At 42.1% G+C, this 18898-nt stretch carries 15 protein-coding genes and 1 pseudogene; 7 read left to right on the plus strand and 9 right to left on the minus strand.

Annotation, left to right across the window (positions count from 1 at the left end; translation table 11 throughout):
- Nucleotides 1–187: 187 nt before the first annotated feature.
- Nucleotides 188–1921 (plus strand): AAA family ATPase, encoded by a 1734-nt coding sequence (locus ACFX4I_RS17115; protein ID WP_377421944.1) that lies wholly within the window; start codon nucleotides 188–190, stop codon nucleotides 1919–1921.
- 19 nt (nucleotides 1922–1940) lie between these two features.
- On the opposite strand, the gene ACFX4I_RS17120 is transcribed toward ACFX4I_RS17115, so the two are convergent.
- Complete coding sequence (locus tag ACFX4I_RS17120) at nucleotides 1941–2327, minus strand: SDR family NAD(P)-dependent oxidoreductase (RefSeq protein ID WP_377421946.1); 387 nt, start codon at nucleotides 2325–2327, stop codon at nucleotides 1941–1943.
- A 167-nt stretch (nucleotides 2328–2494) separates the two neighbouring features.
- On the opposite strand from ACFX4I_RS17120, the pseudogene ACFX4I_RS17125 reads away from it, so the two are divergent.
- Nucleotides 2495–2852 (plus strand): annotated as a pseudogene (locus ACFX4I_RS17125) (ATP-binding cassette domain-containing protein); the annotation flags it as partial.
- Nucleotides 2853–2893: 41 nt separating this feature from the next.
- Here ACFX4I_RS17125 and nagE read toward each other — a convergent pair.
- The gene (gene nagE, locus ACFX4I_RS17130) at nucleotides 2894–4804 is read right to left on the minus strand and encodes an N-acetylglucosamine-specific PTS transporter subunit IIBC (RefSeq protein WP_230301986.1); all 1911 of its coding nucleotides are present in this window, start codon (nucleotides 4802–4804) and stop codon (nucleotides 2894–2896) included.
- A 310-nt stretch (nucleotides 4805–5114) separates the two neighbouring features.
- On the opposite strand from nagE, the gene nagA reads away from it, so the two are divergent.
- From nagA to ACFX4I_RS17150, 4 genes are all read left to right on the plus strand, one after another.
- A complete protein-coding gene (nagA, locus tag ACFX4I_RS17135) occupies nucleotides 5115–6293 on the plus strand; it encodes an N-acetylglucosamine-6-phosphate deacetylase (protein ID WP_377421948.1) in 1179 nt (392 codons plus the stop codon).
- A complete protein-coding gene (gene nagB, locus ACFX4I_RS17140) occupies nucleotides 6293–7027 on the plus strand; it encodes a glucosamine-6-phosphate deaminase (protein WP_377421950.1) in 735 nt (244 codons plus the stop codon). Before nagA ends, nagB begins: the two co-directional genes overlap by 1 nt.
- 15 nt (nucleotides 7028–7042) lie before the next feature.
- Nucleotides 7043–7765, plus strand: coding sequence for a GntR family transcriptional regulator (locus ACFX4I_RS17145; protein ID WP_098372142.1), 723 nt, complete (start codon nucleotides 7043–7045; stop codon nucleotides 7763–7765).
- Nucleotides 7766–7828: 63 nt separating this feature from the next.
- Complete coding sequence (locus tag ACFX4I_RS17150) at nucleotides 7829–8551, plus strand: SIS domain-containing protein (protein ID WP_141994156.1); 723 nt, start codon at nucleotides 7829–7831, stop codon at nucleotides 8549–8551.
- A gap of 109 nt (nucleotides 8552–8660) precedes the next feature.
- Here the strand turns inward: ACFX4I_RS17150 and ACFX4I_RS17155 are convergent, their stop codons facing one another.
- Nucleotides 8661–11777, minus strand: coding sequence for an MMPL family transporter (locus ACFX4I_RS17155; protein WP_377421952.1), 3117 nt, complete (start codon nucleotides 11775–11777; stop codon nucleotides 8661–8663).
- A complete protein-coding gene (locus tag ACFX4I_RS17160) occupies nucleotides 11778–12242 on the minus strand; it encodes a MarR family winged helix-turn-helix transcriptional regulator (protein WP_377421954.1) in 465 nt (154 codons plus the stop codon).
- Nucleotides 12243–12409: 167 nt separating this feature from the next.
- Here ACFX4I_RS17160 and ACFX4I_RS17165 point away from each other — a divergent pair, with 167 nt between their 5' ends.
- Nucleotides 12410–12934 (plus strand): YtxH domain-containing protein, encoded by a 525-nt coding sequence (locus ACFX4I_RS17165; protein ID WP_377421956.1) that lies wholly within the window; start codon nucleotides 12410–12412, stop codon nucleotides 12932–12934.
- A 1003-nt stretch (nucleotides 12935–13937) separates the two neighbouring features.
- Here the strand turns inward: ACFX4I_RS17165 and ACFX4I_RS17170 are convergent.
- The 5 genes from ACFX4I_RS17170 to ACFX4I_RS17190 form a co-directional block, all read right to left on the minus strand.
- Complete coding sequence (locus tag ACFX4I_RS17170; RefSeq protein WP_377421958.1) at nucleotides 13938–14828, minus strand: peptidylprolyl isomerase; 891 nt, start codon at nucleotides 14826–14828, stop codon at nucleotides 13938–13940.
- A 285-nt stretch (nucleotides 14829–15113) separates the two neighbouring features.
- Nucleotides 15114–16187, minus strand: coding sequence for an ABC transporter substrate-binding protein (locus ACFX4I_RS17175; protein ID WP_377421960.1), 1074 nt, complete (start codon nucleotides 16185–16187; stop codon nucleotides 15114–15116).
- Nucleotides 16184–16987, minus strand: a complete 804-nt coding sequence (locus ACFX4I_RS17180; RefSeq protein WP_230301994.1) for an ABC transporter permease — start codon at nucleotides 16985–16987, stop codon at nucleotides 16184–16186. The genes ACFX4I_RS17175 and ACFX4I_RS17180 overlap by 4 nt, the downstream gene beginning before the upstream one ends.
- Before the next feature lies 1 nt (nucleotide 16988).
- A complete protein-coding gene (locus ACFX4I_RS17185) occupies nucleotides 16989–17792 on the minus strand; it encodes an ABC transporter permease (protein ID WP_230301995.1) in 804 nt (267 codons plus the stop codon).
- Nucleotides 17782–18891 (minus strand): ABC transporter ATP-binding protein, encoded by a 1110-nt coding sequence (locus tag ACFX4I_RS17190; RefSeq protein WP_377421962.1) that lies wholly within the window; start codon nucleotides 18889–18891, stop codon nucleotides 17782–17784. Before ACFX4I_RS17190 ends, ACFX4I_RS17185 begins: the two co-directional genes overlap by 11 nt.
- Between the last annotated feature and the right edge of the window lie 7 nt (nucleotides 18892–18898).

Below are 18898 nucleotides of genomic sequence, written 5' to 3' on the forward strand. Positions count from 1 at the left end.
TCGCTTTTAAAAAGTCTAATATGCTGGTTAGATTAAATATTTCTAAATTCCCGACTCTTTAAACTTCCAAAATAAATATTTTTTCTTTCATTTCACATTATTTACCTTTAATTTAAGGCATAAAGACCTATAGATTACATGTTTAAAAATTTTATACTAGATATATACTCTTAAAGGAGATGAAAAATTGAACTCGAACTCTAAATTAGTTTCGAAATTGCTGCCGTTCCTTACGGCTCTCATTGTGATAATTGCTGGAGTCAGTTGGTATGTTGTTACTCAGTCAAAGGATATGGTCATTCCCTTTTCTTCGGTAGAAAAGACGATTAAAGCCCAAAATGGAGCCCTTGTCACCATTGAAGAAAAAAGAAATGGCACTCTTCACATCTCCACGCCAGATGGAGAATACGTTTCCAATATTCCTCCCAACAGTCAAATGATCAATAAACTTGTCGAAACTTATAACGTTCAATATTCTTTTTCATCAACTAATAAATCAGCATTATGGATTTTAATCGGTTTAATGGCGGCTCTCGTCACAACCGGTGTCATTATACAGAAAAAATCAAAGAACGGATTGCGGATCGGCAGTAAAAAACAAAGCCTTTCCACCCCAAAGCCCCTGCCAGAGATAACTCTGGATGATGTAGGCGGGTTGCAATCCGAAATCAAACAGGAAATCCTACAGACACTCACTACACTAAAGGAACCTGAACGTTCAGCTAAAATTGGAATTAAGCCGCCTCAAGGCATTTTATTATATGGCCCCCCGGGAACGGGGAAAACGCTGCTTGCACAGGCAATTGCAAAAGAGCTTGGTGCAAACTTCTTCTCAACGAGCGGTTCAGCCTTCAACGAAATGTTTGTTGGAGTCGGTGCAGCCCGTGTCCGCAGCCTTTTCCAAAATGCGCGTAAGCAATCGCCAGCTGTCATTTTCATCGATGAAGTGGACGCATTGGCTGGTAAAAGGAAAGCTCATGGCGGGGAAGAAGGCGAAAAAACGTTAACTGAACTGCTTGTGCAATTGGATGGAGGCCATCCAAATGAAGGCATCTTATTCATTGCAGCGACCAACCGGAAAGATATGCTCGATGAGGCATTTCTACGTCCGGGCAGGATCGATTTTTCTTTCCAAGTTCCACTTCCAGATACACAAGGAAGAAAGGAAATCATCGATATCCATACAAAAGGAAAGCGTCTAGCGACAGATGTCCTGGCTTCCCTGGATGAGTTGGCTGAAAGTACATCCGGTTTTTCCGGCGCTGACTTAAGCTCCCTGTTCGATACTGCCTCACGACATGCCCTGAGGAATGAACAGGATATGATTCGTAAACAGGATCTTGATTACGCCATTGACCGTACAATACTTGGAGCGACATCACGTACCTTGAATGATGCGGATACGAAGCGGCGTGTGGCCATTCATGAAAGTGGACATGCCCTGATTGCAGCTTTGACAAAGCCCGGTTCCGTTCGAAAGGCGACCATCATTCCGCGTGGGGAAGCCCTTGGATATGTAGCGCCAATACCAAAAGAACTCCATCTGGCAACAGCCAGTGAATTGCTTGATCAAGTCAAAATGATCTTAGCAGGTGGCGTGGCGGAAAGAATGTATTTAGGAGAACACAGCATCGGTGTAGGCGGAGATGTACAACAGGCGAAACATCTACTTGAACAAATGGTCGATACCGGAATGCTTCAAGATGGATTTACCCTCACCTTTAATAAAGGTGAGAAGGAGCAAAAGATGCAGGAATTATTCACGAAAGCGATTTCTGAAACGGAAATGTTGATTGACTCGAATCGCTTACAATATGAAGAGCTCGTTGAAGAGTTATTGAAAAAAGAGACACTTGAGGGATCAGAAGTTCAGCGTATCGTTGATGCTTCAGAAATAACCGGCATATGCTCGAATGCTTAATACTCTTTTTCGCTGAGTCTTAAGACCTAATGTAATATTTAGAGCCTGTTTCCAATCGAACAGGCTCTTTTTTTTTATCATATATGGCCTCAAGACAAAGAAATGAATTAACCAGATGAAAATTCCTCATACTAGTCAACACGATATGTTTCTTTACGGTTTTTCCTCCCCTTGTTGCTGCAATCCAAAGAACAATATTTGCTATTTGCCTTTCTTGGTTTGTACTTCTTCCCGTAACACCGGCAACATTGACCAGTGTCTCTATGGGACCAATATCAATCCCAATTTGATCAATCGTGCAATCGATTGCATTACTGTCGCTCACATCCGCTGGAAAGGCATATGCCTCCAATCCTTGAGACTTCAATTCACTTACATATTTATCAAGCTGACGGCATTTAATCAATGGCCGCCCCCAAGCTTGCTAAAGCCTGAACAACGGCACTTCCAATACCTTGAGCACCACCCGTTACAAGAGCAGCTTTCCTTTTACATTCCAAAAAGTCCACCTTGACACTCCCTTTCCTAATCAAAATCAAAAACTTAGATGTATAGCAGCTCAACAGACGGGGGATGGCTTTAGCACAGCAAATGGAGATTTTATTACTGGATGAACCTACCTACCTGGATTTGGCCCATCAACTGGAGAATTGTTGAGAGACTTAACAGGGAACAGAAAAAAAACATCGTGATGGTACTGCATGATATCAACCATGCGTCTCGGTTTTCACATGAAATCATAACGATGAACGAAGGAGCAATCGTTAAAATCGGTACCCCTGGCGAAATCATTACACCTGCCGTTTTAGAAGAAATCTTTCGTATTCATGCAAGGGTTATGATAGATCCTGCCAATGGGGCACCCGTTTGTTTTGGTTATGACAATTTATCACAGCCAAAAGTATACAAAGAAGCCTTTTCATCCAATTAAAAAAAGGGGTGTCGACAAGTCGACACCCTTTCTTATACGTTTTATAGTTTTTCCAACTGGATGATATCTGGTGTTTTTTGTTTCTGGATCCCTGATTTTTGCAATTTCACTGCCGTTCCTTCTGGTAAGTTAGTGAATATAATAGGAGTGACCGTTGATGGTGCATTCCGTTTTATGAAATCTAAATCAATTTCCAAAAGAGGTGTTCCTTTTGTTATTCTTTGACCTTCTTGCACAAGAGATGTAAACCCTTCGCCATTTAATTTAACTGTATCTAAGCCAACATGGATCAGGATTTCCAGACCATTATCCATTTTCAATCCCAGTGCATGATTTGTCGGGAAGATACTTAGAACTTCCCCATCGATTGGGGATACTAGTTTTCCGTTGACTGGCTCGATAGCAAAGCCATCCCCCATCATTTTCATGGCAAACACTTGATCGGGAACTTGTTCGATCGGTAAAACGGTTCCTTCAATTGGAAGGACAAAGTCATTTGCACCCAAAGCTTGGTTTTCTTCCATTTTATCCTCTGCCACTTGTGCAGCTGGACTTGTTTTCACTTTGCTTGGGTCGACGCCATTCTTGACAAGTTGTTTCATTGCATTTGCAACGAATTCAACATTCGTTCCAACAATGACCTGCACACTCGATTTATTCAACTTCATGACACCGCGCGCACCATGCCTTTTTAAGGCTGCTTCGTTCACATTTCCTGAATCGGCCACTTGTAAACGCAAGCGCGTTGCACAGTTATCAATTAGCATTATATTCTCTTTACCGCCAAGATCTTGAATGAAAAGCGATCCCATATCGGTATATTTATCCCCTGTTTTCACAATAGTTTCTTCTTCCACAACTTCCTCATCGTCTTCACGGCCAGGTGTTTTTAAATCCATGATCTTGATGACAAAATAGAATATCACGAAGTAAACTACCGCGTATACTAAGCCAATCGGTATTAACCATAGCGGTTTTTGCGCTATACCAAAGTTCAAGAAATAATCAATGGCCCCTGCGGAGAATCCAAACCCATGATGGATATCCAATATAACAGCTAGTGCCAGGGAGACCCCGGTTAAAAGGGCATGAATTACATATAACACCGGCGCGATGAACATGAACAGAAATTCAATCGGTTCAGTGATTCCTGTTAGGAAAGAAGTGAAAGCTAACCCAACAAGCATCCCTGTCACCAATTTACGTTTCTCTTTTTTAGCAGCTGCAATCATCGCTAATGCTGCAGCTGGAAGGCCGAACATCATGATCGGGAAAAAACCGGTCATGAAGGGCCCAGCAGTCGGGTCCCCTGCGAAGAAACGATTTATATCACCTGTCGCTCCATTGTATTCACCAAAAACGAACCAAACCATACTATTCAAGACATGATGCAATCCTACTGGAAGCAATAAGCGATTCAATACGCCGAATACGCCGGCACCCAATGCCCCGGCACCTGTAATCCAGTCTCCAACACTATTGATTACATCTTGGATCGGCGGCCAAACAAAACCGAATATTCCCGCAAGTATAATCATCGCCAGCGAAGTGATGATCGGGACGAATCGTTTCCCTGAAAAGAAGCCAAGCCATTCAGGGAGTCTTATGTCGGAGTATCTATTATATAGAAGAGCTGCAACTATACCCGATATAATACCGCCTAAAACAGCCATATCGATATCTTTATTAATCGCTTGTGTACCATTCGTTAAAACAAAGTAACCAACAAGACCAGCTAATGCCGCTGCACCGCTACCGTCTTTAGATAATCCTATTGCAATACCTAATGCGAACAATATGGCAAGGTTATCAAAGATCGCTTTTCCCGCAGCCGCCATAAATGCTATATCAAGTAAATCCGGTTGTCCTAAGCGAAGCAATATAGCCGCTGCCGGTAAAACAGCAATTGGTAGCATAAGAGCTTTACCAATCTTTTGTAAAAAATTCAACATCGAACTCATCTCCCTTGTTCCTAACTTCTATTGATTCTTCTGAATGACAAGAAGTATAAAGCGTTTTCATTTTATCAATATAATAACATTTCTTTGGCTTATACTAGCACAGAAAATATATAGATGTCTATACCAATTCACTTGAAAATATACTATATTCCCCGAAAATAAAGCAATAATATCTTTTTTATTCCTTATACTACCTAACTGGTCTAGACAACTTATGATAAAAGCGATAAAATGAGGGCAAAATATATGAGACCATTTCATGACTCATTCATAAGTTTTACTTTCATAAAGGAGATTATGTATGAAAACATTCATTATTAATGATCTAATAGTTCATGGCGAAAAGGAAACATACAAAAATGGGTATATTAAAGTCGTGGATGGAAAAATTGCCGAGGTTGGTCCAGTCAGCCAATACAAACAGGACGATGATGCCAAGGTAATTACTCTTTCACCGGATTATCAGGTAATTCCCGGTGCCATCGACATTCATATTCACGGGGCATCCAATTCCGATGCAATGGATGCCACACATGAAGCATTATCCACAATGGCAAAGACTCTTCCCAAAGAAGGAACCACCAGCTTTCTGGCCACTACAATGACTCAATCTACCGAAGCCATTGAATCAGCCCTTCTTAATGCTGGTAAATATATCGAAAATCAAACTGAAGAACACGCTGAAATAGTTGGGATTCATTTAGAAGGCCCTTTCATTTCACCAGCCCGTAAAGGAGCCCAGCCGGAGGATTATATCGTTGACCCTGATGTCACTCTATTTAAAAAGTGGCAGGAAATGGCTGAAAATCAAATCAAGCTTGTAACGCTTGCTCCTGAACAACCAAATGGATTAAATCTAGCCGCCCACTTAAGGGGAACTGGCGTCGTCGCCTCCATTGGACATTCAGATGCAACATATGACCAAATAGATGAAGCAATCCAGGCAGGCACTACCCACGTTACACATCTTTATAATGGGATGCGGGGACTCCATCACCGCGAACCTGGTGTTTTGGGAGCTGCATATCTTCGAGACGAGCTATATGTTGAACTTATTGCTGACGGCATTCACTGCAGGCCGGAAATGGTGAAGTTGGCATTTAACCAAATTACCAGTGAACGCATGATTTTGATAACGGACTCGCTTCGTGCCAAATGGCTTGAAAAAGGAACCTATGATTTAGGTGGTCAGCCTGTGTATGTAAACGAAACGAAAGCAACGCTTTCAGACGGTACACTAGCCGGCAGTATATTGAAAATGAACGATGCCATCAAGAACATATTGGAATATACCGATTGTTCCATGACTGACATCATAAAAATGACGGCAGAAAACCCTGCCAAACAGCTTCGGATTTTTGACAGAAAAGGAAGCATCCAGGTCGGCAAAGACGCCGATCTTGTAATATTGAATGACCGCTTGGACGTTGAAATGACGTTCTGCAGAGGAAATTTAGCTTTTAAAAAGGAGAATGTTTAATGAATATCATACAAGTGCAGGACTACATGGAAATGAGCCGGACAGCTGCAGAAATAGTGATCGGAAAAGTCAAAGGGAATCCAAATATCAAATTAGGCCTTGCTACAGGCGGTACCCCAAAAGGAATGTATGATAATTTGATTGAAGATCACGTGAATAATCATACTTCTTATGAAAATGTAACATCTTTTAATCTTGATGAGTATATCGGCTTAAAACCAAATGATCCAAACAGTTACCATTATTATATGAATGACTCCTTATTCACTCACATCAATATAAATAAAGAGCATACTCACCTACCAAATGGCACGGCCGATGATACCAACGGAGAATGTAAACGGTATGACGAAATGATTGATTCCGTGGGGGGAATCGATCTTCAGGTACTTGGTATTGGGCAAAATGGCCATATTGGTTTTAATGAACCTGGAACTTCATTCACATCGGGTACACATGTCGTTACACTTGAAGATTCAACGCGCCAAGCGAATGCACGTTATTTCGATTCCATAGACGAAGTTCCTACACATGCCGTTACGATGGGCATTTCAACAATCATGAAAAGCAAAGAAGTTCTGCTGCTGATATCCGGTGAAGAAAAAGCCGAAACCTTGAAGAAATTGATACACGGTGACATTTCCGAGGATTTCCCTGCATCTATCCTAAAAAAACATAATAGTGTTACAATTATCGCAGACCAAAAAGCGTTATCCGGAGTGATAATACCCTAAAAGGAGCGAAATTCGATGATTGATAAAAACTCACCTCTTCCGATTTATTTTCAAATCGAAGAACAAATAAAAAGACAAATAGAAAACGGTGAGTTCCAAGCGCACAATGCCCTTCCATCTGAACGTGAATATGCCGAGCAATTCGAAATTAGCCGGATGACCGTCCGGCAAGCCATAAATAATTTGGTGAATGACGGATACTTATACCGTCAAAAAGGAAGGGGAACCTTTGTCGCCGATAAGAAATTGGAGCAGCAGCTCAATGGGTTGACCAGCTTCACCGAGGACATGAAAGCCAGGGGATTAAATCCAAGCAGTAAGCTGCTGAGCTTTGAAATCATTCCGGCTGATAAGAAGATTGCCAGTGAATTGCACATTTCCCTTTATGCTCCCGTTTATGAAATAAAACGCATTCGGTTGGCTGATGATGTTCCAATGGCGCTCGAGACCGTGTACATGTCTGCCAATTTAATTAAAGGATTAACGGAAGAGATCATTAACCTCTCTCTTTACCAATATGTAGAAAATTACGTTAAACTTAAAATAGACTACGCTACACAAACGTTGGAATCATCGATTGCTTCTGAATTAGAAGTCACCCATTTAGCGATTCCAAAGCACTCACCCATATTATTCATTCAAAGGCATACGTTCCTAATGGATGGAACTCCCCTTGAATATGTTAAATCGGCATATCGTGCGGACAGGTATAAGTTCACTATCACTATAAGCAGATAAAATTGAATATTTTCATCACTAAAGTCTTTTAATTGCCAAAGGTAATCGGAGGGTGTCACAAATATGAACTCATACTTTGAAGAAGTGCAGGCTTTACTCACAATTGTGGGAGAACAGGAAAAACAATCAATTAAGGAATCCGTGGACCATATCTCAAAAGCGGTGATGTCGGATGGAATCATCCATCTATTCGGAAGCGGACACTCTCATATTTTGACCGAAGAGGTATTCTACCGGGCAGGTGGGTTAGCCGCAATTCGTCCTATTTTCGTTGAAGATTTGATGCTTTTTAAGGGGGCTTCAAGGTCATCCCAACTTGAACGGCAAAATGACCTATCAGAGAAATTCATGCATGATGAGGATATCCGGCCTGGTGATGTCTGTATCGTCATTTCATCATCCGGCGTAAATCCCGTTCCCATAGATGTCGCCACTATCGCAAAAGAAAAAGGGGCCTTCGTCATTGGACTAACATCACCGGAGTATGCAAAAAGTTGTCCTTCACGGCATAAACAGAAGCATTACCTCCACGATGTCGTTGATTTGGTCATAGACAATCATATTGCCAAAGGTGACACATTACTGAAATCAAATAATATATCTTTTGGTTCTGGATCTACCGTGATAGGGGCCGTTCTCCTCAATATGATTTTCACGCAAGTCATCCAAACGATTATTGAATCAGGGGAGACCCCTCCCGTATTCCTGAGCAGTAATATCGAAGGGGCAGATGAACACAATCAGAAGATCATCGCGAAATATAAAACAAGAATCCCCCAATTATGAATCGATATAGCAAAAAAGGAATACATAAGCTTTTATGTTCATCGTGAAGCAGTCATATAAAAGAAGGCATCCATTCGGATGCCTTCTTTTATTCAATGGTTACTTCCCTTTATTCCTTATTCTTCAAAAACGGCCACCAATTCGCATTTCCAAACGTCGCAACCATAACTGGAATAAACAATGGCAATATGACAAACGCATATAAAGCAAGCCCCACCAAAATTAAAGTGGCTATCTCCAAGAGCGATAAAACTCCTGCTGGCATCATGGCAGCAAAGGTTCCACCCAGAATGACAGCCGCTGAGATAATCACCGTTCCCATTTTTCTCATGGACAGTAACATCGCTTCCTTGACCGGTTTATCTTTCCACTCGTTAAAGCGATCCATCAAGAAAATGCTATAGTCAATGCCAAGAGCAATCAAGATGACGAAAGCAAAGAAAGGAACTGCCCAGCCGATGCCGGCATAACCGAGAATGTTTACAAAAATCAACTCTGTAATGGCTGCCGCTGTATAATAAGTCAAAACGAGCGACACAATCAAATAGACCGGCATGACCAGGGATCGCAGCATGAAAAAGAGAATGATTGCGATGCCCGACAGCATCAAAACGACCGTCCGCGAGAAATCCTCCTCAGATATCATGCCCAAGTCATGATGTGTACTTGTGATTCCCCCTATCGCCACCTGCGCGTTTTCAAGCTTTGTATCTTTCGTTACTCTTTCAACGGCTGCCTCGATCGAATCGATTTGCTCGATTGCTTCATTGGAATATGGATTCGCCTTGAATACCACATCCATGGTCATGATTTTACCATCTTCAGATAAATACGCGTTCAATGCTTCCCCGAATTCTTCGCTTTCCACTACTTCTTTGGGAATGTACATGCCTGTTACCGTTTTATCCGTTTTTGCCAGCCCTGATAAATAACCCTGTGCGGACGATAGTCCATCATGGACTTCATTCAGACCATCCGCACTTTCATTTAAGCCATCTGTCAAATCGGTAAGTTGCCCGCCGAGGCTTGAAAAACCATTTAGGAGCTCTTGCTGCCCATTACTTAAGCTGGTAAGGCCGCCTTTAAATCCTGACAGGTTATTTATGACTTCCCCCTGACCATTGGCCATGGTGCTTAGACCTTTTTGTAAAGTGTCAACACCTGAAATCAATTGGTTCAGGCCCTCCCCAAGAGAAGTTTGGCCCTTTACGATCTCTGCCATATTTTGATTCGCCGTATTCAAACCGCCGGACACTGAACCAAGATTCCTATTGAGCTCGGAAAGGCCTGCTGCCATGGGCTCCAAGCCCCCCTGTGCCCCTTGCACCGTTTGCTTGATCGTTTGATAGGACTGATCAGCCTGTAATTCTGGATGTGTGGCTTCCATTTGCTCAAAGGAAGGATTTAAACCAGCAAGGCTTTGTGATACGCCCGCAAGGTTAGTTTGAATCTCTTTGTATCCCCCTGTGAGCTCACTTAACCCATTAGCTGATTGTTTATAGCCCTCGAGGAGCTGTCCGCTTCCGGCGGCGAGCTCCTCCAAGTTTGCCTTGACCTCAATCAGTCCTTTTTTTATGTCCCCAGTCCCTGAAGACCCATCGCGAATGCCTGCTTCAATGCTTGTTAACGCCTTCTCCACCTGACCTACGCCGCTCTTTAATTCATTGGTGCCGGATATGAGACCCCCTATTCCGTCCGTCGCTTGCTTCAAGCGAGGTCCTGAATCGGAAAGCTCACTGCCTGCCGTTTTTAATCCATCACTGATTTGTTTAATGCCTTCATTTCCCTCCCCGATTCCCTTTTCCAAAGTTTCGGCTTGGTTCGCGACAAATAAGTCCTTAATGGGTTCACCTGTCGGGCGGGTCATGGAACGAACTACATCGACTTCATCCACCTTGACGACTTCCTGGCTGATTTTTTCAGCAAGTGCGATGTAATCCTCCGAATCCATGCGCTCGTCATTTTTTATGACAATCTGTGTTGGCATGGATTGTCCTGGCCCGAATTCATCGGAAATGATATTAAATGCCATGATGGAAGGAACATCATCACCCGCTTCTTCAAGGGAGTTATATGAAATCTTCCCATCATACATAAACAAAAAGGGAACACAGACGATTGCAACGATCATAAGCGCCAACAATGGGCGGTTCAAGGAGAAGTTGCCCAGAATTCCCCATAGTTTACTTTCACTATGCTCAAGCTTCCCTTTTGCCGGCCAAAATAGCTTCTTGCCAAGAGCCGCCATGAAAAATGGAACGATCGTATAAAGGGCGATCATTAAAATGAATACCCCTATTGCAACGGCCGCCGCAGATTGATAGAGCTTAAAAGTAGAAAAACCGATTGCCGCAAAGCCAATCATTACGGTCAGCCCACTGAAGAAGACAGTCTTACCGGCAGTTCGGTATGTCTCCACGATCGCTTCAGGCAAGGACTCCTGTAACGATAGCTCCTCCTTGAAACGACTAAGAAGCAGGATGCAATAATCAGTCCCGATTCCAAATAAAATACCTACCAGGAATATTTGGGTGTAAGACGAAATCGGAAAGTCCCATTTATCCACCAGGAATGAGACGATGGATTGTGAACATAAATAAGTGAAACCGACTGTTACTAACGGAATGATCGGTGTCACCACTGAACGGAAGACTATCAGCAATACAGCCAGAATGAAGACAACCGTGATGCCTTCAGTTTTCTTCAGCCCCTCTTGGGAATTGGCATTAAGATCTTCATCGATCATCCAGCTGCTTGTGTAATAATGCTCGACATCCACTTGTTCCAACTCTTTATAAAGGGCATCGATCACGTCCTTAGCTTCTCGGTCCCCCTTGACCATCGTGATGGAAGTCAAAACTGTCGATTCATTCTCCGAGACCAACTGACCTTTTAGCGAGGGCTCTTTAAAATGGGTCATGACCTCTTTGATGCCGAGCTCTGCTTTATTCTTTTCAAGCTTTTGGATCGCTATCTCAATCTCTTTCAATTCCGAGGAAGACAACTTCTTATCACCATGGAATACGAGAGCCACTTGTGACTCATCCTTATCCTGGATTTCTTTCATTAGCTCATTGGCCATCCCGGAGGAATACTCTGCCGGTACATCCAGCTGTCCCTTATCTCGGACAAGTTCCGCCATATTCGGTGCCGCAAACAATAATCCTGCTGTAATTGCAACCCAAACGATGATGACCAGCCATCTTCCCTTTATGATCCCCCTCATTTATATTTCCTCCCATTCCTCATTTTTCATTTGAATGAAAATTTGTGAAAGCTTCTCATATGTATCAAGGAATTTAACAATCTCTTCATAATCGAATTTCGTCATGATGCTCTCTACCAATTTATGAATCTTATTTTCCGTTTCCTGTAACAATGCTTCCCCTTCTTTGGAAAGCTTCAAGTGAAAGACCCTTCGGTCAACCAGGTCCTGTTCCCGTTCTATCAATCCTTTGCCTTCCAGCCTGTTGATGTTGGACGTGACGGCACTTTTATTAATATAAAAGGCATCACTGATTTCCGTCGATGTACACAACCGCTGTTGTTGAATGAACCGTAAAGTATAGTATTGTTCGTTCGTCAGCACATCACAAATCTGATCTTTTATTAAAAGCTCACCCATCTTATTGACATAGAAGGAAACCCTCATATATCGATTAATCAATCCAGAAACTCTGTCATTAGTCATCGTTGCACCTCCAAAAGTAGTTCAGTCATTTAACTATATGCAGATTACTATTGTTTTATTTATTATGTCAATCCCATGATAGTTTATTATTTCCAGTTTAACTTATGGTAAATAAGGGAAAACCCAAAGTAAGCAAACAATCTACTATTCTAAAGGAGGAAATATAAATGACTCAATCAACTATCGAAAATCAAACGAATAGCAAACTCTTAAAAGGGATTCTAATTGGGGGGCTTGTTGGTGGTGCGTTGACCTTGCTTGACTCCAATACAAGAAATAAAGTAAAGCGTTCTGCTGTCCTTTTAAAAGACAACTCCATGAATATGATTGAACAGGTCAAGGAAAATCCAGGCGAAATGAAGGAACAGGTGGTATCAGGAGTCAAAGGGGCAACGGAGACGATTAAAGAGGCAATCAATGACGTTGAAACACTATATGAAACCGTTAATGAAGACGTGGTGGGTAAAGTATCCGAAGTAAAGGATATCTCCACTGATGCCCTTGGTACAGCTAAAGACGCAACAAGTGAATTGAAAGACATCAGTTCAAAAGTGGTCGTTGCCGGTAAACAACTGAAAGAAACACCATCACAATCATTGAAATCCGATAATGACAAAGGTGAAAAAGAAAGTGATGAAATCGTTAAAAAATCGGGATTATCCAATCAAAAATCCATTTCATCCAACTTCTAATATATAAAAAAGCTGAGGCATAATGCCTCAGCTTCAGACTGTAGACAAACTCGATGAAAATCGAGTTTGTCTATTTTTATGGCTTGTACAATTTGGACGTTGATTTCCACTCCAGGCACTCGCTTTCCGCGGGCGGTCGGGGAGCCTCCTCGGCTTTCGCCTGCGGGGTCTCCCCTAGACGCGCTTTTCCCGCAGGAGTCTCGTACCTTCCGTTCCAATCAACTCTGTTATAACATTTAGATTGAAGTCTACAAACTGTGGGTCCCTGTCTAAATGATTGGGCCTTCAGTTTTTTTCCTGTACAATTTGGATGTTGATTTCCGCTACAGGCACCCGCTTTCCGCGGGCGGTCGTGGAGCCTCATCGGCTTTCGCCTGCGGGGTCTCCCCTAGACACGCTTTCCCCGCAGGAGTCTCGTACCTTCCGTTCCAATCAACTCTGTTATAACATTTAGATTGAAGTCTACAAACTGTGGGTCCCTGTCTAAATGATTGGGCCTTCAGTTTTTTTCCTGTACAATTTGGATGTTGATTTCCGCTACAGACACCCGCTTTCCGCGTGCGGTCGTGGAGCCTCATCGGCTTGCGCTTGCGGGGTCTCCCCTAGACACGCTTTCCGCAGGAGTCTCGTACCTTCCTCTCCAATCAACTCTGTTATAACATTTAGATTGAAGTCTACAAACTGTGGGTCCCTGTCTAAATGATTGGGCCTTCAGTTTTTTCCCTGCACAATTTGGATGTTGATTTCCGCTACAGGCACCCGCTTTCCGCGGGTGGTCTTGGAGCCTCCTCGGCTTGCGCCTGCGGGGTCTCCCCTAGACACGCTTTTCCCGCAGGAGTCTCGTACCTTCCTCTCCAATCAACTCTGTATAAAATTCAGACAGAACCATACCTATGGAGTTGAAGGTGTTGCTTTGGGTCAATTGGTTCGGGAACATCATTTGATGAAAGGTACATTTTCCGCAACCCTTTTGTTTTTTCATATATCATTTCACTTGATGACCTTAGTTAGAACCCTCTAATTTATTCGTTATCTCATGGTCTTTTTTCACTTCAGCTAACCAAACGGGATATTCCTCTTGTAATTTTTCAGAAAGAAGCGTTTCTTTAATTACATCTTTACTGTCTTCTAAATTAGCTTTTTTTGCTTCCTTCTTACCGGTAACTTTTATGATATGGTATCCATAATCGGTTTTGACGGGATCACTGACTTTATTTATATCAAGATCAAAGGCAACATCTTCAAACTCTGCCACCATATCACCTTTCCCAAAATACCCCAGGCTTCCACCGTTATCCGCTGTTTGTATATCAGTGGAATATTCAGCTGCCAATTTAGCGAAATCACCGCCTTCTGCAATTTCTTTCGCAACTTTTTCAGCCGTTTTTTCGTCTTCGACTAAAATATGACTAGCCTCCACTTGTTCAGCTTGATCAAATGTATCTTTATTATCTTCAAAATACGTACTGATTTCATCGTCCGTCACGGTAATTCTCGGTTCGACCAGTTTTTTCGTTTGCAGATAAACCACGATGTCCTTTTTTAAGGCATCCATGGAAGAACCGCTTGCTTTTAATTGCTCTTTTAACGACTTTTCATCACCATAGGACTTAACCATGGTATCGATTTCTTTCTGGATTTCTTCATCCTTTATTTTAATTCCCGCTTTTTCCGCTTCCAATTCAACCAATTTATTCGTAATTAACAGGTCTAAAGTATCTGCTCCGTACCCCGCAACAAGCGCATCATACAGATCATCCTTATTGATTTTCTCGCCATCGATGCTCGCCATCGTCTTATCCGTGGACGAGATCATCGCAAATGCCATGATCCCGGCAATGATTAAAATGCTCCCTGCCCAAATATATGCCTTCGTGCTTCTTAATAGTTTCATGAATACGCTCCCTTAATTTTTCTATTATGATAGCTTGGAAATATTAATTAATCCTTAAGACTTTAATATGTACTAACCCATCATTATACTAACATACTTATATTCCTACAGATATTTTAGAGTATTTCATTCTTCTACCAATTTACATTGAGCTTTGGTTGATCATTACAAAAAACGAAATTATACCGTTATATCGACTTTTGATATATAGGTAACTGAGTGCAAAAACACAGAAAAAAAGCATGGTGTACGGAGCGAACTCCTACACCATGCCTTTTTCCTATGTTATTTACGATGCATCTTGAATTCAAGGAAGAGTTCGTTGTAATGGGCCAAGTTTTTCTTCCCGAGGTTTTCATACACTTCAAGTTTTTTTGTCAGTTCCGGTGATGGATAGAAACGTTCATCCTTCACCACTTCTTCAGGCATATATTTCAGTGCTTCTTTATTAGGTGTCGAGTAACTTACATATTCAGCATTCTGTGCCGCAACTTTCGGTTCTAGCATGAAGTTGATGAACTGGTGAGCCGCATCGACATTTTTGGTTGTTTTCGGGATGACCATATTATCAAACCATAAATTAGACCCCTCTTTTGGAACAACATATTCGAGATCTTCATTTTCAGCCATGATTTCAGAAGCAACTCCCGACCAAACAAGGCCAATCGCCGCTTCCTGGGTTTCCAATAGCATGCGGCTTTCATCTCCTACTATCGCTTTAATATTCGGAGTGAGGGCATCAAGTTTGGATTTTGCCTCTTGAAGGTGTTCTTCATCTATATCATTCAATGAATAATTCAATGAGTTCAGACCCATGCCCATCACTTCTCTTGCCCCATCCGTCAAAAGGATTTCATTTTTTAAATCTTTATCCCATAAATCCGCCCAGGCCGTTATTTCTTTGCCACCGAGCATCTTGGAATTGTAAACAATTCCAACCGTTCCCCAGAAATAAGGGACGGAATATTTATTCTCCGGATCGAATGGCAGATCGATGAATCGCTCATCGATATATTTCAAATTCGGAAGCTTGGAATGATCCAAGGGAACCAGCAAGTCTTCTTGCCGCATCTTATCGATCATATACTCAGACGGAATGGCAATATCATAAGTCGTACCGCCCTGTTCGATTTTAGTCATCATGGCCTCATTCGAATCGAACGTCTCATAAATGACCTTTATACCTGTTTCTTTTTCAAAACGTTCGATTAGATCCGTATCGATGTAATCGCCCCAATTATAGATGGTAAGCGTATTGCTGCTCGTAAACCCCTGCGATGAATTCAATCTTGAAATCGCATATAGCAGCAAAGCGGATACGAGGGAAATGATCAAAAACATTTGGACAAGCCTTTTCATCGTTTCCCCCCCATTCCCGTTTGCCTTACACGTTGAGTTATAAAGTAATATACGACAACCAATAGCAGTGTCACGACGAATAGCAGTGTCGATAGTGCATTGATATTCAATGAAATCCCCCGACGGGCCAATGAATAGATTTCCACAGAAAGAGTGGAGAAGCCATTACCGGTCACAAAGAACGTAACCGCAAAATCATCAAGTGAATAAGTCAATGCCATAAAAAAACCAGCAAAGATACCTGGTAAGATGTATGGAAGGATGACCTTCGTCAATACATCCCACCGGCTTGCTCCTAAATCTCGGGCCGCATCAATTAAAGTTGGGCTCATTTCCTGAAGTTTCGGAAGGACCAGCAGCACTACGATCGGGATGCTGAAGGCGATATGCGACAACAGTACAGAGTAGAATCCAAGCTTGATCCCGGCCATTGTGAATAAAATCAGGAAGGAAGCACCGATGATCACATCTGGACTGACAATCAATACATTATTCAATGACAATAATGTATTCTTAGCTTTACTGCTCGTAAAGGACCGAATTCCAATCGCCCCTATCACCCCTATGATTGTTGCGATCAGTGCAGATAATAAAGCGATCACAAGTGTATTCAATACAATGATCAGCAGCCTTGTATCTTGGAATAGCTCCTTGTACCACTCCATCGTGAACCCTTTAAAGTCATACATCGTTCCACCGCTGTTAAAAGAGTAAAAGACTAAAAAGAAAATCGGTGCATAGAGTATGAGAAAAATCAAAACGAGAAACGTTTTTGATATTGGTGATAATTTATTGCCCAATTTACACACCCTGCTTTCGGTTACCCGTTACAAACATAATCAGGAACATTATAATAATCAAAAATACTGCGATTGTGGCACCCATTCCCCAATCCTGTGTCACAAGGAAGTGCTGCTCGATAGCCGTACCAAGCGTAATGACGCGGTTACCGGCAATCAGTCTTGTAAGCATGAACAATGAAAGTGCCGGGATGAAGACCACCTGGCATCCCGTCTTTACACCATCTAACGTCAATGGAAAAATGACACGGCGGAATGTCATCCATCGGGACGCTCCCAAGTCATTGGCCGCATCCACAAGGGTTGGATTCATTTTATCAAGCGCATTGAATATCGGTAAGATCATAAACGGGATGAAAATATAAACCGAAACGAATATGAAGCTGAAATCCGTAAAGAGAATCTGCTGCTTTCCGATTCCTACCGCCTCTAGAAAGCCATTCGCCACACCATACGTGCCAAAAATACCAATGAAGGCATAAGCCTTCAAAAGTAAATTGATCCAGGAAGGAACGATAATCAGCAAAAGCCACAACTGCTTATGCTTTGTTTTCGTTAACAAATATGCGGTTGGGTAAGCGACTAAGAGGGATATTCCCGTAATCAGGAAAGCATACCAAAATGAGCTTAATGTCATTTTTAAATATACTGGCGTAAAGAACTTTTGATAGTTAATCAAAGATAGATTTCCTTCAATGTCAAAGAAGGAATAGTAAAGGATTAATAAAATGGGTGCAATCACGAATAAAGCAATCCATAAGACATAGGGTATGAAGTAAATATTCCGGGATATTTTATTCTTCATGACTTTCCCCATCATGATACGCTTCCAGACGTTTATCGAATTCTTCTTCCGTTTCACCCAATCGCATGACGTGAATCGATTCTGGATCGAAATAAAGGCCTATTTCATCTCCAACTGCCACTTTTTTCGTTGATTGGACAAGCCATTCATTTCCATCATGGTCATAACAGCTGATTTCATAATGAACACCGCGAAATAGCTGGGAGTCCACCCGAACTTGCAGTTTTCCGCGATCTACGGAAGTAATCTCTAAATCTTCCGGGCGGATGACGATATCGACAGCTTCATTACTGTTCAATCCTTGGTCGACACATTCGAACTGTCTGCCGACGAATTCCACACGGTAATCTTCAATCATTTTTCCTTTTACAATATTAGACTCACCGATGAAATCGGCAACGAACCGATTCAGCGGTTCATCATAAATATCCGTAGGGGTTCCACTTTGCTGAATTTTCCCTTTGTTAAGGACAAAAATCTCATCTGACATCGCTAATGCTTCCTCTTGGTCATGAGTGACGAAGATAAACGTGATTCCAAGCCTCTGTTGCAGCTCCCGCAATTCATATTGCATTTCTGTACGCAATTTTAAATCGAGGGCAGATAGCGGTTCATCCAGAAGGATGACTTCCGGTTCATTAACAATCGCCCTCGCAATCGCTACCCGTTGCCGCTGACCGCCGGACATTTCCCTGATCTCCCGTTTTTCATACCCCTCCAAATTAACAAAGCTGAGGGCTTCCTTCACCTTGATTTCCAATTCCGAATTCTTCATTTTTTTAATCCGAAGACCAAATGCTACATTTTCAAACACATTTAAATGCGGAAAAAGTGCATAATCTTGAAATACCGTATTCACTTGCCTTTTATTGGCTGGCACATCATTGATCTTTTTTCCTTCAAAGTAAATATCACCTTTGGAGGCTTCCGTAAATCCGGCAATCAAGCGAAGGATCGTGGTCTTCCCACATCCGGAAGGACCCAAGAGCGTATAGAACTTCCCTCTCTCGATTTCAAAACTAACATTATCGAGAACTACCGTATCATCATCAAATTGCTTCGTAACCTGATCGAAGCGTATTATATTCCCGTTTGCCATAGCTTCT

Origin of the sequence: Peribacillus sp. YIM B13472 (assembly GCF_042788005.1) — a bacterium.
GTDB classification, from domain to species: Bacteria; Bacillota; Bacilli; order Bacillales; family DSM-1321; genus Peribacillus; species Peribacillus simplex_E.

Bases quoted from the DNA above. Each gene is read 5' to 3' on its own strand.
- nagE (WP_230301986.1), bottom strand. From the start codon at position 4,804: ATGTTGAATTTTTTACAAAAGATTGGTAAAGCTCTTATGCTACCAATT.
- nagA (WP_377421948.1), top strand. From the start codon at position 5,115: ATGAAAACATTCATTATTAATGATCTAATAGTTCATGGCGAAAAGGAA.
- nagB (WP_377421950.1), top strand. From the start codon at position 6,293: ATGAATATCATACAAGTGCAGGACTACATGGAAATGAGCCGGACAGCT.
- ACFX4I_RS17145 (WP_098372142.1), top strand. From the start codon at position 7,043: ATGATTGATAAAAACTCACCTCTTCCGATTTATTTTCAAATCGAAGAA.
- ACFX4I_RS17150 (WP_141994156.1), top strand. From the start codon at position 7,829: ATGAACTCATACTTTGAAGAAGTGCAGGCTTTACTCACAATTGTGGGA.
- ACFX4I_RS17155 (WP_377421952.1), bottom strand. From the start codon at position 11,777: ATGAGGGGGATCATAAAGGGAAGATGGCTGGTCATCATCGTTTGGGTT.
- ACFX4I_RS17160 (WP_377421954.1), bottom strand. From the start codon at position 12,242: ATGACTAATGACAGAGTTTCTGGATTGATTAATCGATATATGAGGGTT.
- ACFX4I_RS17165 (WP_377421956.1), top strand. From the start codon at position 12,410: ATGACTCAATCAACTATCGAAAATCAAACGAATAGCAAACTCTTAAAA.
- ACFX4I_RS17170 (WP_377421958.1), bottom strand. From the start codon at position 14,828: ATGAAACTATTAAGAAGCACGAAGGCATATATTTGGGCAGGGAGCATT.
- ACFX4I_RS17175 (WP_377421960.1), bottom strand. From the start codon at position 16,187: ATGAAAAGGCTTGTCCAAATGTTTTTGATCATTTCCCTCGTATCCGCT.
- ACFX4I_RS17185 (WP_230301995.1), bottom strand. From the start codon at position 17,792: ATGAAGAATAAAATATCCCGGAATATTTACTTCATACCCTATGTCTTA.
- ACFX4I_RS17190 (WP_377421962.1), bottom strand. From the start codon at position 18,891: ATGGCAAACGGGAATATAATACGCTTCGATCAGGTTACGAAGCAATTT.